The following is a 14,221-nucleotide window of genomic DNA, read 5'->3' as shown; positions in this document are numbered from 1 at the left end:
ACTCAGGAAGAGAGAAATAGAATCGTTTTTGAAAAATTAATTAAGGAAGTTCCTGAAATTATTGCAAAATATAAATTTAAAAATTTTGATTTAGATACATTCAAACAAGACTGGACTGGTTTGATAAAATCGATAGACTATTAATCTATTTTAGAAATGTGCAAATAAATAATTTGCACATTTTTTTAATCATTGAGAAAATATGGATATTAGTATAACATCTGATGCATGGTGGGAAACAAGAGTAGGTGAAAGTTTAAATCAATTCTCGTTAAAAAAAATTAAAGCAATACAGAAATAAATATCATTTTTTTACTTTGACAATAAGTAACAAACTATGAATTTTGGATTAACAGCAGATATACATTGGGAAACAAAGGTTGATATATCACTTGGATTAGTACCACAAAGAGAATTTAGAGATTTTTTTTATTCAAAAAATTATGGAACAGATATAAATAAATTTGTTGTAGTCTTAATGTGTCGTAATTCTGAATATAATTTCAAACAACGCATTCGTTTTATAAAAAAAGAAAAGGCATTATATATGGATATTATGCTTGATTTTTTACTCAGGAAGAGAGAAATAGAATCGTTTTTGAAAAATTAATTAAGGAAGTTCCTGAAATTATTGCAAAATATAAGTTTAAAAATTTTGATTTAGATACATTCAAACAAGACTGGACTGGTTTGATAAAATCGATAACGTATTAAACTATTTTAGAGATACGCAAATATTTCATTTTATTTGCGCATTTCTTTAATCATTTAGAAAATATGGATATTAGTATGCTCCCAATTACTATGGTTTAAGTAAATAAAAAACTATAAAATTTAAATTTAAAAAACTGGGGCAATAGTATTTCCGGATGGTTTGGCGGCGGAGACGGACCACCACCGAATTTGAGCATTTATGTGAATCTTAACAACAGCTCTTTTTCAAGTTTAACTGGAGTACTCCCGAGTCAAACAGTAGGTGGAACTAACTGGGCAACAATGACGTTAGGTTTTATTACAACTGATGTAATGATTCCTGAACCATCCGATGCTGCTTGGCCAAAATGGGCTGGTTATGCGGTTGCTGGCGGTGCAGCAGCAGCTTATTTGTATTCAGGGGATTACATTGATAAAATGACCCGTGAAATTAATCGTATAAAAGAGCGTAGTTTAGGCCCTCCGGGATTTGTATATGAATTGGTAGCAACAAAAAATGGGCCTTATCCGAATTTAAACAATGGAGGTACAATTAATTTAAAGGTTGGCGATGTTTGGAAATATGGACAAACTACAAAAGGTTTTGTTAGATATTCTGACAAAGATCTTAAAGCTAAAGGATTAGAAATGATACCTCTTCCTCCAGGTGGTTACCAAATGGAAATATTGATTCAAGAAAAATACTACATCTATGGATATTATTTCTTACATGGTCATAGACCTCCGGGAAATCCAATTTTTAGATAATGAATAATACAATAATAAATAATCATATGAAGTTCGCATTAGCTCTATATACCTCAGCTGAAATAAAAAAAGAAACTAGATTTTTGGTGCATTTTTCAGATGAACTAGAAAAATCCTTCAACAATAAAAAATATGGAGATGATTTGATGGAAATTGTAATTGGAATTATATGTGTAAGTCCAGTTTTTGAACAATTTTTTAAGCCACGAAAACCTAAATATACTAAAGATAAAAAACATGTAAAAAGTGAAGGTTTTGAATATGATATTGAAAAATGTTTAGAGTTTGATTTAAAATTAGATTTTGAAATAATTAAAAAAGCCTCAGATGATGAAGCTAAAAAATATTTATCGAAAGAAATTTTAAAATCATTAGATATTATTAACACTATGAAATCTAAAATTAAAGATTTTGACTTAATAAATTTTAAACAAGATTTAGAGAATTATTTCAAAGAGAAAACATTGATATAAAAATACAAGGCAATCCGATTGCGCAGATATACGGAACGATAGCCCGGAAATTTTTCCGGGCACGTTTATATTCGGGCACGGATTGCAAACCCAATCGCTCGGAATTTTTCGAATTGCGATTTTTGTCCAAAAAACAACTAGTGACCAAGTGACACACAGCAACAAATAGGTGTAAGTTTTATAGGCTCAATTGCAAAATTTTTTAAAGATGGTAATAACGCAGAATGGTTTAAAAGAAATGCAGGAGAAACCGGGCAATTTATAGGCCGAAATGTTCAGGAAGCCGCTAATTTTGTAGATAGAAATATCGAATCTATTGGCAGAGGTATAGGAAAACTTTTTGGTTTTGGAGGAGGCGACGGACCACCACCGAATCTGAGCAGTTATGTGAATCTTTCTAAAAGTGGGAGTACCATCCTTAAAATGCCTGAAATTGTCAAACAACAGATAGCATATAAAAAATGGGAGGTAATTACCGCTTTTTGAAAGATTAATTACTTCACCGCCTGAATATACACCTATGTATGCAAGCAGCGGAGCCTTAGGATTTATTACTGGAGAAGCTGAAGCAATGCTATTAGCAAAAAGTGGTGAAAAAGCATATGAAGTTTATCACTTAGTAAATAAAGAAACTCAAATTGTAGAATATGTAGGAAAAACAGGTCAAGGGATTTTGACTAGATTTGAGCAGCATTTATTAGATCCTGCAAAACAAGCATGGATACATAATGTAGAACCTATATTGTATAAAGGAGGACTTAATCGTTTTGGAGCAAAACATTACGAACAAACGGACATATTAAGTTATAAGCTGAAAAATTTATACAATAAATAAATGCCATTGCAGAAAGATATTGGATTAAATATGGCATTAACAAATAATAAAAAATATAATGGCTATTAAAAAAATAACAGTTGGAGATGTGTTCAAAATTATTAGTGATAATGAAGTTCGATATTTTCAATATTTTTACACGGATTCAAATTATTTAGGGGGCAATTTGATATGGGTTTTTAACCAAGATAAAGAGACCGATAATCTCAATGAAATTTTAGATTCGGGATATAGTTTCTATTTTTATACTGCAATAGAAGCAGGCATAAAGATGAAAAAATGGAAATTATTAGGCAATGTACAAATACCTGCTGAGATGAACCATCATGTACTATTTCGTTGGAGAGACTTAGATTCAGGGCTATGGTATAAATTAAAATATGATCAAAAACATCTTATAGGTATTAATTTAACTAATGAGGAATTTAAAATACCTATCGTATCTTTTCAATTCCCTGTAGGCGCAATTGAATTTATTATAAATGGGAAAGAATTTTTCATTAAAAAAACTATCGATTTTGAGAGTAAATATTTTGAAAAAAATAAAAAAATATAATATCAATTAAACAAAGAATTTTATAGATACTATAAGAAAAAAGATTATTTGATACCTGCGGTGACATTATCATATAAAATACCTTGACGATGGGGACTTTATTGGAATAGACATTCATAAAAACATTTATAAGATAACCCATGATCCATTTGAAATTATTATGCAAAATAATGAATTAAAATGTTTTTTATAAAAAGTATTCAAAAAATACTCAGCTACCCACGCTGGCGAGCGGAGGAATCCATGAAAGAGTCAATTATATTTCCTGTTCTTGCATATTAATTTAGAATAGTAAGCTTTATTTTATAACCATGAAAATCATCTCTATCATACTGCTATTATTTCTTTTTTTTAGTTGCAAAAAATATATAATCCCAAACGAGAACAGTTTAAATTTTGTTCCGAACAAAAGTATCGAAATAAAAAGTTTATTACCTTTTAAGAAGAAATCTGTTTGTATAGGGAGCTATACAACGGGAAAAGATTATGTAATTTCACAATTCGAAATTGAATCCAAATATTCTTTAATAGTAATTAAATTAAAAAATATCTCTAATAATTTTGAATTTAACAATCATCTATCCTTCAACTATTCAACGTCTGGTTATTTTGACATTGTTAATGAAGGTTTATATGAGGCAAAATTAAGCCCTGGAGTATTTGAAAATAATTATAAAATTAACAAAATTGACTTTTTCTCTGACAGTCAAATAGAAAACCATATAACTACTGACTCCATAAAAAGTTTTAGTTTGAATTTTAATAAATATGCTATAAAATTTAACAATGACGATACAAAACTAATATTTAGTGAAATAGAATATTATGGATTAAAAAGTTTACATGCAAATGTACTTTTCTACAAATCTGAAAATGAAGGATACATTTTTATTATGACACCGCTTAAGAAAAATATTAGCTTAGATAAAAACATATTATATGATTATCTATTTGGATAATATCTAACCTGTCTCTTTATACATATTAAAAAAAGACTGCTTTTGTGAAGCAGTCTTTTCTCCTTTAATTTCTAAATAAATTATGCTCTAAACAAAGCATATTTATTATAATCGTATAGAACCTTATCGTAAGGCACTAATAATGTATCTATTTTTTCTGAAGATTCCTCAAAAGTGATTCCGTTATGTTTCCTGAAAAGATAAATTTCTTTCAGGCAATTCGATAAACTCTGATGAATTTCTGATGTAAACAATGGTAATCTACTATCACCTACCAACAAATCAATTTGGTAGTTTGAACTGCTTTTTGAGAGATTATTACCAATTATTCTGATGGTGAATTTCGTATTGTTTCCGTGTTGTTTACCCTGATAATGTATTACCATGACGTTATTATTAAAGATTAAAATTTATTTTAGCTGATTTGAACTGCATTTTGAATTCAATAATTAAAGTTATGAAAAAAAAGCAAAAACGTAAAATTAGAGGTATTAAATTATTATTTTTTTAGCATAAAAAAACCGTAACGAATTACGGTTTTTTCACAATTAACTAAAAATATTAATCAACTTTTTTCACGAGTAAAATTCATTCATAAGCAAGATTAATTTACGGTATTACTATTTGTAATTTCTTTTTCTTCGTTTACATCCAGTAAAAACGGATTTCCTTTCTCATCAAACATGGTCATGTTTAAAGCGTCCAGCAAAGTGAGCTTTTTTGAAACAGAACCTTTAAATCTATTGTACGAAAGATTCATTTCAGACAAATGATTCAGGTTTTCAAGTTCCTTTGGAATTTCGCCTTCAAAACTGTTGTCAAACAAACTCAGATTTTCTAAAACATTAAAATTTCTTATTTTATAGCTAAGACTTCCTGAGAATTTATTATTATTCAAAAGCAGCACTTTCAAAGTTGAAATTTCGTATAATGAATCCGGCAGCCCTCCTCCTATCTGATTGTCAAAAAGCGCCAGTATTTGCAAATGCTGTAAACTTCCAATAGCCGAAGGCAATTCTCCTTTCAAATTATTATTGGACAAATTAAGTCCGACCACTTTTCCATTATTAATTTCAACACCAAACCAGGCAGAAACTGATGAGGTTAAATCCCATTTTACTTTCCATTCCCCTCCATTTGTCGCATGATATATTTTAATCAGAGCGTCCTTTTCTTTATCAGAAACCGTATCTGCAAAAACTGAATTTGACAAAGCAAATACTAAAAACAAAAAAAAAATTTTTCGCATAGATTAAGGTCTGGAGATTTTCTGCAAAATTATATTTTTTAAACCTTTAAGACAAGCAATGTCGATAAAGTGTTAATAAGTAAAAACGGCCTTTTTAATACTTAAATAAAAACCTTTCAAGCTGAATTTTTAAGTAAATTTGATTCACTAATTATAAAACCTAAAATCATGAAAATTAACTTTATCACCTTTTTGGCTGCTGCAGTTGTTACACTTGTAATTGGATTTATCTGGTACAATCCAAAAGTTTTTGGAAAAATCTGGATGAGAGAAAATAATTTTACCGAAGATGATCTCAAAAAAAGCAATATGCTTAAAATATTTGGATTTACTTATATTTTCTCTGTACTGATTTCTATGGCTCTAATGTCGTTTACAATTCACCAGTCTGGTGCTCTGGGAATGATTGGCGGACCACCCATGATAGAAAGCGCAAAACCGTCATTTCACGCTTTCATGGCCGATTACGGAACTGCCTACAGAACATTTAAACATGGAGCGCTTCATGGTTTTATGGCCGGTTTATTTTTTGCATTTCCTGTTATTGGAATCAATGGTTTATTCGAAAGAAAATCATGGAAATACATCTTTGTTCATACAGGATACTGGATCGTTACACTTACCATTATGGGCGGAATTGTTTGCGCATACGCCTAATAAAAATCATAAATTTCAAAATCCGTTTGAAATCCAAATTCAAACGGATTTTCTTAATAATAACTTAAAGAAAAAAAGTTATTGTAAATATTATCTAATTTTGAAGAAATTAGCACACACACTTGAATACAATCTATTCTTTCCAAATATATAAAAGCGCATCACTGTTGCCTTTTGAATGGAACTCGCTTGCTTTAGAAAATATTTTTTTGACACGTGAATATCTCGAAGTACTCGAAAATTCCTGTCCGGTAAACATGACTTGCCATTTCATCGGATTCTTTGAAGAAGAAAAACTTGTCGGAATTGCGCTGACCCAATTTTTATTTGCCGAAAAACTGGAATCATTTGGAGAGCGGGATAAATGTTTAAAAACTTCTGTTCGGAATTTTGCCCTTAAAAATTTCGCTTCGCATGTACTTTTTGTAGGCAACAATATGCTGACCGGACAAAATGCCTTTGCTTTTGATAAAAACGTAAGACAATCAAAAGCAATTAAAACACTCCACAAAGCGATTAGTCAGATGAAAAAGGATTTAAAATCGAGCGGGAAAAAAGTTCACATTACCAGCATAAAAGATTTTACAGCTGAAGAAATCAAACCATTACAGGCTGAATTCAAAAACAATTATACATTTTCCACACAGCCCAATATGCTTTTTGAAATCAATAAAAACTGGAAGACTGAACAGGATTATATTGATGCTTTATCAAAAAAATATCGGGATCAGTACAAACGCGCCCGAAAAAAATCGGAAGGAATCGTAAAACAAAAAATGTCGTTGGCTGATATTCGACAATATGAAGATGTTATTTATGAGTTGTATTTTCATGTGGCGAAAAATGCTCCTTTTAACACCTTTTTTCTTGCCCGGAATCACTTTAGCTTTTTTAAAGAAATCATGAAAGATGATTTTTTATTGTATGGGTACTTTTTAGATGAAAAACTAATAGGTTTCAACACATTAATAAAAAACGGAAATGTAATGGACACCTATTTTTTAGGCTATGACGAAAGTGTGCAACGTGAAAAAATGCTTTATCTGAATATGCTTTATGACATGATCGCGTATTCCATTAAAAAGGGTTTCGAAACTATTGTTTTTGCCAGAACAGCCCTTGAAATAAAAAGTTCTGTGGGAGCGAAACCTGTAAAAATGTATGGTTTAATTACGCATAGCAATGCTTTGATAAATCACAACATTGCACGCTTTTTTAATTACCTGGAGCCTAAAACCGACTGGCAGGAACGAAATCCTTTTAAATAACTCTTCCTTTTTAAGGAATTGCAATTTTCATTTGCTTATGCAAAATATGGATCTCCAACGATGTCTGGGCTCCACAATATTCGCCGTCAATCTGAAAACTTACCGGATAATCCGTTTCTATTGTAGCTTGGTCTGTTGAAATAATAACAACATCCTCAGAATCGATAGGCATGTTGCCGGTAATTATTTTCCCGATTAAAAGTAAATCAAGGTTTTTCAGGATAACCAATTCAAATTTACCATCATTCATAGAGCCATTTGGGTTAATAGTCACACCTGTTCCGTATTTTTGAGAATTAGCAATTACGATCATTCTTGCTGTATGTTCAACTGTTTTTTTATTGGCCGTAATTGTCGCCACAAACGGTTCGTTTGATTCTGTCAGGGTTGTAAATGCCTGCAATGCATATCCCCAAAAACCGCGTACATCGCTTTCTTCATAATTCTTTACCAAATCTGCATTTAACCCTAAATCGCTTAAATGAATACTCTTTTTGCCGTTAATGCAAATCATATCCATTTCGATATAATGGCTCAGAAAAGCAATTTTCAGATTTTCTTCTATTGTTGATGGCAAATTCAAATCAACAGATAACCCATTTGCTGAACCGGCTGGCAAAATGCCAATAATGACATCGTGCTGTTCCATCGCTTCGGCTACCATCTTAATAGTTCCGTCTCCTCCGGCCACCACAATTCGTTCTGGTAAATATTGATTGTAGAGTGATTGTATTTCTTTCGAATCATTTTTTCCGGTAGTTTCATATACTTCTAAATCAAAATGATTTGTAGCCGCAAATTCGCTTACAGCCTCGATTAAATCTGATTTATCCAAATCTCCGGAAATTGGATTTACAACAAATAGGATGTTCTTTTTCAAAATTTTATTCTTAAAACCAATTAAATTAATTAAATTACAGTTACATAAATATACGTAATTAATGAAACCAATTTTACAATTATATCGTGGTTATGCAAATGAACAAGAGTTAATTGTGATGGGGCATGTTTTTAAGAGAACGTATGAATATGATTTCCAGAAGAAAAACTTAAAAAATGCACGTTCAATTATTAATCAGTTCAGGATAAAAACCATTCAAAATTTTGATGTTTACCTAAAATTTGGAGAAAAAGAAATCCATACCAAAACGCTGGATGATGGTTATTTCAAATTTTGTATTCCACTTGAAAAAGAATTTCATTTTGGATGGATGGAATATGAAGTCAGCATTAAATATAAAACAGAAATAATTGCTTCCAAAGGGAGTTTTATAAGACCTCACGATGGAAATCTGGGAATCATATCTGATATTGACGATACTTTTTTGATTTCACATACAAAAAACATTTTCAGAAAAATTTATATCCTATTATTCAAAAATGTAAATGACAGAAAAGTTTTTAAAGATGTTGTTCAGCATTATCAGGCCTTAAGTTCTGCAGGAAGAAACAATAAAGATGAACAAAATGCTTTTTTTTACATTTCAAGCAGCGAATGGAATTTGTACCAGTTTATTGTAAAGTTTACCAAAATACATCAATTGCCACGGGCTGTTATTTTATTGAAGGATATTAAGCGTGGTATTACTGATTTTTTCATGAGCGGACGCGGTGACCACAATCATAAATTTGATAAGATCAAACATGTTTTGGAGTTCTATCCGAATCTTAAATATGTATTATTGGGAGATGATTCACAGCATGATCCTTTTTTATATGAGCAAATATGCAAAATATTCCCGGTTACTGTGATTGCGGTTTATATAAGACAGACCGGAAAAACTCAAAAAACGGAAGTCAAAAAAATTATGAAAAATTTAGAATCACTTGATGTTTCTGCCTGTTATTTTAAAGAAAGCAGTGAAGCGATTATGCATTCAAAATCTATTGAGATTATTAAGTGATTAGTGTGTTGTTATCAAAACAACCATTTTTAATTGATTTATTGTAGCCCGGATTACTTCACTAAATTTTTATTTTAATCGGAGTTCAGTGAATTTCATTTGAAGTGGAAAGCCCTCAGCTAAAAACCCTGATTTTTCTTATCTAAAAACAGCGACCAGCGGAAGCTCGCTTTATGGTTTAGAAAAATCAGGGTTTTGTGTCATGATAGCTATCGGGATATAACGGAAAGCCGGATTAATTCCCGAAAATTATATTAAGCGTTAAAATTATCAATTTCCTCCTGAACAATTTCCCAATCGAGAAGCAATTGATCCAGATCTGCTTTCTTTTTGTTATATGCGGTAAAAAAAGAGGCGTCCTCGATATGCTTATCGTAGTTTGAAGCCAGCATTTTGTCATCGTGCTGAATATCTTTTTCCAATTGTTTGATTTGACTTTCGACTTTACTTAAGCGGTTTTGCAAAGCTTTCCCTTTTTTCTGGTCTTCGTATGAAGTTTTATTGTTTTCTTTTGGAGCTGCTGTTTTAACAACATCTTTTTTCTCTACTTCACGCATGTTTTCGAGATTGCGCTGTTCCAGAAAAAAGTTGATATCTCCTAAATATTCTCTGATTTTTTGATCTTTAAACTCATAAACGATATTTGACATTCCCTGAAGAAAATCCCTGTCGTGAGAAACAAGTAATAATGTCCCGCCAAATTTTTGAAGCGCTGCTTTAAGTACATTCTTAGATTTAATGTCTAAGTGGTTTGTCGGCTCATCCATCAGCAACACGTTGATTGGCTGCAACAATAATTTACAAAGTGCCAATCGGTTACGCTCACCTCCGGAAAGTACTTTTACTTTTTTCTCAACATCATCTCCACGAAACAAAAACGAACCTAGCATATCACGGACTTTCATACGGTTAGTATCGGTTGCCGCATCTTCCATCGTTTGAAGCAACGTAATTTCTCCGTCTAAATATTCAGCCTGATTTTGAGCAAAATACCCTAATTGAACATTATGTCCTAATTTAATATTTCCCTGGTATTCAAATTCGTTTACTAATGCTTTAATGAAAGTCGATTTCCCTTGTCCGTTTTGACCAACAAAGGCAATTTTGCTTCCTCTTTCTACCAATAAACTAATATCTTTAAGAATCGTTTTATCTCCGTAAGCTTTTGTAACATTTTCAGCTTCGATTACCACTTTTCCGGGCTCTTTTGAAACTGGGAAAGAGATATTCATTACCGAATTGTCATCTTCGTCAACTTCGATTCTTTCTACTTTATCTAATTTTTTAATCAACGATTGCGCCATCGAAGCTTTTGAAGCTTTCGCTCGGAATTTCTCGATTAATTTTTCTGTTTCTTCAATCTTTTTGGCCTGGTTCTTTTGAGTAGCCAATTGCTTTTCACGAATTTCATGACGCAATTCTAAATATTGTGAATACGGTTTATTAAAATCGTATGCTTTTCCTAATGAAATTTCGATGGTACGGTTGGTCACATTATCCAGAAACATTTTATCGTGCGATACGATTACCACAACTCCAGGATAATTACGAAGAAAACTTTCTAACCAGATGATACTCTCAATATCTAAGTGGTTGGTAGGCTCATCCAGCAATAAAACATCATTTGATTGCAAGAGAAGCTTCGCAAGCTCTATACGCATTCTCCAGCCTCCGGAAAATGTTTCGGTCTGATTATTAAAAACTTCTCTTTTGAAACCTAAACCCAAAAGGATTTTTTCTGTATCTCCTACATAATTGTAACCTCCCAAAAGTTCAAAACGATGTGTGTAATCAGAAAGATCCTCAATAATCTGACTATATTCTTCACTTTCATAATCAGTTCTGGTAACCAGTTGATGATTAATTTCCTCCAGCTTTTTTTCAACAATCTTAATTTCAGTAAAGGCTTCATAAGCTTCTTCCAAAACAGTTCTCCCTTGTTCAAAATCAATATCCTGACGTAAAAACCCCATCCGAATATCTTTTTCCTGAGAAATAACTCCAGAATCAGGTTTAAAATCTCCTGCCAGCATTTTAAGCATTGTCGATTTACCCGCTCCGTTTTTACCAACAAGACCTACGCGGTCACCGGCTCCCAAACGAAAAGTAACTTCTTCAAATAAATAAGTTCCTCCAAAAGAAACCGAAAGATTGTGTATATTAAGCATTAAATTATTGTTTAATGTTTAAAGTTTCAAGTTTTGACACCTTAAACAGAGAATGAAAATTGTAAATTTGCTTCATCTAAATAATGGTAAACTAAATTTTTTGCAAATGTTAAAAAAAGGATCGAAATTAAATAGTATTTTAACAGGAAGTTGTCCAAAATGCCAAAATGAGAGCATGTATTCCGACAAAAATCCGCTAAACTTGACTAAAGTTCTAAAAATGAACGAAAATTGCAGCCATTGCGGATTAAAATACCAATTAGAACCTTCCTTTTTTTATGGTGCCATGTATGTAAGTTATGGACTAAATGTAGCTGTTGGAATTATAGCATTTATCGTTTCTTTTGTGATTTTTGGAGCTAGTATTGGCTACGCATTTATATCTATAATTGTAATCTTAATTTTTCTGCTTCCTTTTATTTTAAGATTGTCAAGAAACATTTACATCAATATGTTTGTTTCGTATGATCCTTCAACAAACTCAAAAAATAAATAATTTAAAATTTCGAAAACAGTTTTTTTCAATATCTTTTATACCCAAGAATAAAAATCACTTTCTTTTTTTGTAAAAACGATAAATATCAATTGTTGGATCTAACGGTTTTTGATTTTCGATATAATCAAATAAATCTTTTGCCATTGCGGGTCCAAGCATAACACCACGGGTTCCTAATCCGTTTAGAAGATGCAGCCGTTTATGTTTATAATGAGTTCCAATCAGGGGTCTCCTGTCTCGTACTGTAGGCCTTACACCTGCAAAATGTGAAAAAATTTCGAAATCGCAATTTAATATTTCCTGAATTCTTTCAAGCAGTTCTGTCTTTCCTTCATTTGTAGGTATATCAGTTTTGTCTTTCCAATTATATGTAGCTCCTACTTTAAAAAATCCATTCCCTAATGGTAAAATAAAGACGCTGGTATTCACAATTATATCCAAATCCAGTTCCGGAGCTTTAATAATAAACAGCTCCCCTTTGGTGCCATCAAGGGGCAAATCATTGAAAAATGGATTCGCAAGCATCCCGTATCCTTCCGCAAAAATTATATTACGAGCCAGATAATCCTTGTACTGAACAAAATCTTCATTAAAAATCAGTCTATGATAGTCAAATGTCTCTTCAATGAATAAATTATTCATCATCAGATACTCCTGATATTTATCTAATAAAAGTGCTGTATCAACATAACCGGTATGCAAGACCTCACCAAAATCGTGTGGAGATTCAATTCCATTGTATTTTTTATGAATTAATTTAGTCGAAAGAAAAGGTGCTAAAAAAGGTTTATCAGAAGCTGAAAACCAATTATTTTGTTCTTCTATAGAAAAGAACTTTCTAAGAATTGGAAGTTTAAAATTAAACTTTGTTTGCAACTTCGTTTCAACCTGATTGTAAAAATAATCCAATATAACCAATTGTTCTTCAGCTTTCCAAACTTCGCTAAAACGTTTTAAAATTACAGGATTATACAAACCTCCAGCTATTCTGGATGATTTTTGCGACCTATCATCAATTACTAAAAAATTTTTGTTATTTGCAAGGGCTATTTCAGCAAAAGATATGCCAGCTAATCCAGATCCAATAATCAGGTAATCAATCATGATAAATTTTTAAATAAATAAAAAAAACTCCTACTACAAAGGTAGTAAGAGTTTTTTGTTATAATGTGATTTGAATACTTAGTAGTTCCACATATCTTGTTCAAAGTTACGAATCTTCTCTTTTACTCTTTCAGACTCTAACAATTGATTTTGTGCATTATCTTTCATGTATTCCTTAATCTCACGATCTCCATACAAGTTTTCTTCTTTATACACAACCGCATTGAAGCGTCTTGAATTTAAGATTTGATCGAATGATATTGGAAGAGCTGAATTGGTATCGTTAAAAGCTTTTGCCTCATGTAAAGCCGTTCTTGAATTTGGATAAAAAATCCAAAACAATTCAATATAATCCTTTTCATCACTGTTCATAGTGTAAACATCAGGAGTTACCGGGCAAATTCCCAATAAACGATATTTCAACTCACTTTGACGTTTGTCAAAATACCAGTATCCTTTTATTTTATACTGTGAAACATCAGCAGCAGTAAGATCCTGTTTCAAAATATACTCAGAAGGAACAGTTCTTGTAGGTCCAACAGTTTCGTCAACATAAGTAACTACTTTCTTTTTACCAGTACCAGTAACTACTTTTTTCTTAACAACATGTGCCTTGTAATCATCTGGATATTGATTGATTAGTTCTCTACCTGCATCAGTTGTATCAATACGTGATAATGATCCTTCGATGTCTTTCAAAGATTTTTTAGTATTGAAATAACTATCAGAATAAACTTCAGTTATTTTGCCATTTTTCATAGCCTTCGTCAAAACATCATAAAGAGAACGTCTATCAGAACCAATATTTGCCGTATCTACAGGAAAATATAAAGGAAAATTGATTTTTTCATTCAAATCAATAATTTCCCAAGTAGTTTTCCCCATTAATACATCTCTATCATCTACGTAACCATAAGCCAAAGGCTTGTCATTATCTGAGATAAGCTGTGCAGGTGTTTTAAGTCCTATCTGATCAGGTGTTTTTGCATTAAGCAAATTAGATTGTGCATTAGAAGCAAATACCCCTGCGATAGAAATAATAGCTATTAAAAAATTTCTTACTTTCATCATGATATCATTATAAGATATTG

At 31.5% G+C, this 14,221-nt stretch carries 16 protein-coding genes; 10 read left to right on the top strand and 6 right to left on the bottom strand.

From position 1 onward, the window contains the following. Positions 1–337 precede the first annotated feature (337 nt). The 6 genes from JE46_RS07590 (at position 338) to JE46_RS07565 (ending at position 4,284) form a co-directional block, all read left to right on the top strand. Positions 338–610 carry a hypothetical protein gene (locus JE46_RS07590; protein ID WP_031454661.1) on the top strand — a complete coding sequence of 91 codons (273 nt, stop codon included), beginning with the start codon at positions 338–340 and terminating at the stop codon, positions 608–610. A gap of 305 nt (positions 611–915) precedes the next feature. After that, positions 916–1,461 carry a hypothetical protein gene (locus JE46_RS07585; protein ID WP_031454660.1) on the top strand — a complete coding sequence of 182 codons (546 nt, stop codon included), beginning with the start codon at positions 916–918 and terminating at the stop codon, positions 1,459–1,461. After that, on the top strand, positions 1,461–1,934 hold the full coding sequence (locus tag JE46_RS07580) for a hypothetical protein (protein ID WP_031454659.1): 474 nt from the start codon (positions 1,461–1,463) through the stop codon (positions 1,932–1,934). The genes JE46_RS07585 and JE46_RS07580 overlap by 1 nt, the downstream gene beginning before the upstream one ends. A gap of 520 nt (positions 1,935–2,454) precedes the next feature. Continuing rightward, the gene (locus tag JE46_RS07575; protein WP_031454658.1) at positions 2,455–2,769 is read left to right on the top strand and encodes a GIY-YIG nuclease family protein; all 315 of its coding nucleotides are present in this window, start codon (positions 2,455–2,457) and stop codon (positions 2,767–2,769) included. Between the two features lie 58 nt (positions 2,770–2,827). After that, complete coding sequence (locus tag JE46_RS07570; protein WP_031454657.1) at positions 2,828–3,325, top strand: hypothetical protein; 498 nt, start codon at positions 2,828–2,830, stop codon at positions 3,323–3,325. Positions 3,326–3,636: 311 nt separating this feature from the next. Continuing rightward, entirely contained in the window at positions 3,637–4,284 is a 648-nt protein-coding gene (locus JE46_RS07565; protein WP_031454656.1) for a hypothetical protein, read from the top strand. Positions 4,285–4,364: 80 nt separating this feature from the next. Here JE46_RS07565 and JE46_RS07560 read toward each other — a convergent pair whose 3' ends face one another. Together JE46_RS07560 and JE46_RS07555 are read right to left on the bottom strand one after the other, a co-directional pair. Then, entirely contained in the window at positions 4,365–4,670 is a 306-nt protein-coding gene (locus JE46_RS07560) for a hypothetical protein (protein ID WP_031454655.1), read from the bottom strand. 218 nt (positions 4,671–4,888) lie between these two features. Continuing rightward, entirely contained in the window at positions 4,889–5,515 is a 627-nt protein-coding gene (locus tag JE46_RS07555) for a leucine-rich repeat domain-containing protein (RefSeq protein WP_236010732.1), read from the bottom strand. 186 nt (positions 5,516–5,701) lie between these two features. Between JE46_RS07555 and JE46_RS07550 the strand changes: the two genes are divergently transcribed. After that, positions 5,702–6,190, top strand: a complete 489-nt coding sequence (locus JE46_RS07550; protein WP_031454653.1) for a DUF1761 domain-containing protein — start codon at positions 5,702–5,704, stop codon at positions 6,188–6,190. A gap of 122 nt (positions 6,191–6,312) precedes the next feature. Next, complete coding sequence (locus JE46_RS07545) at positions 6,313–7,458, top strand: GNAT family N-acetyltransferase (RefSeq protein WP_031454652.1); 1,146 nt, start codon at positions 6,313–6,315, stop codon at positions 7,456–7,458. Between the two features lie 10 nt (positions 7,459–7,468). Here JE46_RS07545 and JE46_RS07540 read toward each other — a convergent pair whose 3' ends face one another. After that, the gene (locus JE46_RS07540) at positions 7,469–8,338 is read right to left on the bottom strand and encodes a diacylglycerol/lipid kinase family protein (protein WP_031454651.1); all 870 of its coding nucleotides are present in this window, start codon (positions 8,336–8,338) and stop codon (positions 7,469–7,471) included. Between the two features lie 61 nt (positions 8,339–8,399). Between JE46_RS07540 and JE46_RS07535 the strand changes: the two genes are divergently transcribed. Continuing rightward, a complete protein-coding gene (locus JE46_RS07535) occupies positions 8,400–9,362 on the top strand; it encodes an App1 family protein (RefSeq protein ID WP_031454650.1) in 963 nt (320 codons plus the stop codon). A gap of 254 nt (positions 9,363–9,616) precedes the next feature. Here the strand turns inward: JE46_RS07535 and JE46_RS07530 are convergent, their stop codons facing one another. After that, the gene (locus tag JE46_RS07530) at positions 9,617–11,530 is read right to left on the bottom strand and encodes an ABC-F family ATP-binding cassette domain-containing protein (protein ID WP_031454649.1); all 1,914 of its coding nucleotides are present in this window, start codon (positions 11,528–11,530) and stop codon (positions 9,617–9,619) included. A gap of 106 nt (positions 11,531–11,636) precedes the next feature. On the opposite strand from JE46_RS07530, the gene JE46_RS07525 reads away from it, so the two are divergent. Further along, positions 11,637–12,026: a DUF983 domain-containing protein gene (locus JE46_RS07525; protein ID WP_031454648.1), complete on the top strand. Its 390-nt coding sequence runs from the start codon at positions 11,637–11,639 to the stop codon at positions 12,024–12,026. 54 nt (positions 12,027–12,080) lie between these two features. Here the strand turns inward: JE46_RS07525 and JE46_RS07520 are convergent, their stop codons facing one another. Both JE46_RS07520 and porN read right to left on the bottom strand, forming a co-directional pair. Then, on the bottom strand, positions 12,081–13,130 hold the full coding sequence (locus JE46_RS07520; RefSeq protein WP_031454647.1) for an NAD(P)/FAD-dependent oxidoreductase: 1,050 nt from the start codon (positions 13,128–13,130) through the stop codon (positions 12,081–12,083). A 78-nt stretch (positions 13,131–13,208) separates the two neighbouring features. Beyond that, positions 13,209–14,198 carry a type IX secretion system ring subunit PorN/GldN gene (gene porN / locus JE46_RS07515; RefSeq protein WP_031454646.1) on the bottom strand — a complete coding sequence of 330 codons (990 nt, stop codon included), beginning with the start codon at positions 14,196–14,198 and terminating at the stop codon, positions 13,209–13,211. Positions 14,199–14,221: the final 23 nt, after the last annotated feature.

The sequence above is a fragment of the Flavobacterium chungangense LMG 26729 genome (genome assembly GCF_000735715.2).
In the GTDB taxonomy this organism is placed as follows: Bacteria; Bacteroidota; Bacteroidia; order Flavobacteriales; family Flavobacteriaceae; genus Flavobacterium; species Flavobacterium chungangense.
Note: the sequence above shows the minus strand (reverse complement) of the source record. Positions and strands in the feature narration are given on the sequence as shown.

Bases quoted from the DNA above. Each gene is read 5' to 3' on its own strand.
- JE46_RS07520 (WP_031454647.1), bottom strand. From the start codon at position 13,130: ATGATTGATTACCTGATTATTGGATCTGGATTAGCTGGCATATCTTTT.
- JE46_RS07530 (WP_031454649.1), bottom strand. From the start codon at position 11,530: ATGCTTAATATACACAATCTTTCGGTTTCTTTTGGAGGAACTTATTTA.
- JE46_RS07525 (WP_031454648.1), top strand. From the start codon at position 11,637: ATGTTAAAAAAAGGATCGAAATTAAATAGTATTTTAACAGGAAGTTGT.
- JE46_RS07535 (WP_031454650.1), top strand. From the start codon at position 8,400: ATGAAACCAATTTTACAATTATATCGTGGTTATGCAAATGAACAAGAG.
- JE46_RS07580 (WP_031454659.1), top strand. From the start codon at position 1,461: ATGAATAATACAATAATAAATAATCATATGAAGTTCGCATTAGCTCTA.
- porN (WP_031454646.1), bottom strand. From the start codon at position 14,198: ATGAAAGTAAGAAATTTTTTAATAGCTATTATTTCTATCGCAGGGGTA.
- JE46_RS07560 (WP_031454655.1), bottom strand. From the start codon at position 4,670: ATGGTAATACATTATCAGGGTAAACAACACGGAAACAATACGAAATTC.
- JE46_RS07570 (WP_031454657.1), top strand. From the start codon at position 2,828: ATGGCTATTAAAAAAATAACAGTTGGAGATGTGTTCAAAATTATTAGT.
- JE46_RS07590 (WP_031454661.1), top strand. From the start codon at position 338: ATGAATTTTGGATTAACAGCAGATATACATTGGGAAACAAAGGTTGAT.
- JE46_RS07575 (WP_031454658.1), top strand. From the start codon at position 2,455: ATGTATGCAAGCAGCGGAGCCTTAGGATTTATTACTGGAGAAGCTGAA.
- JE46_RS07550 (WP_031454653.1), top strand. From the start codon at position 5,702: ATGAAAATTAACTTTATCACCTTTTTGGCTGCTGCAGTTGTTACACTT.
- JE46_RS07565 (WP_031454656.1), top strand. From the start codon at position 3,637: ATGAAAATCATCTCTATCATACTGCTATTATTTCTTTTTTTTAGTTGC.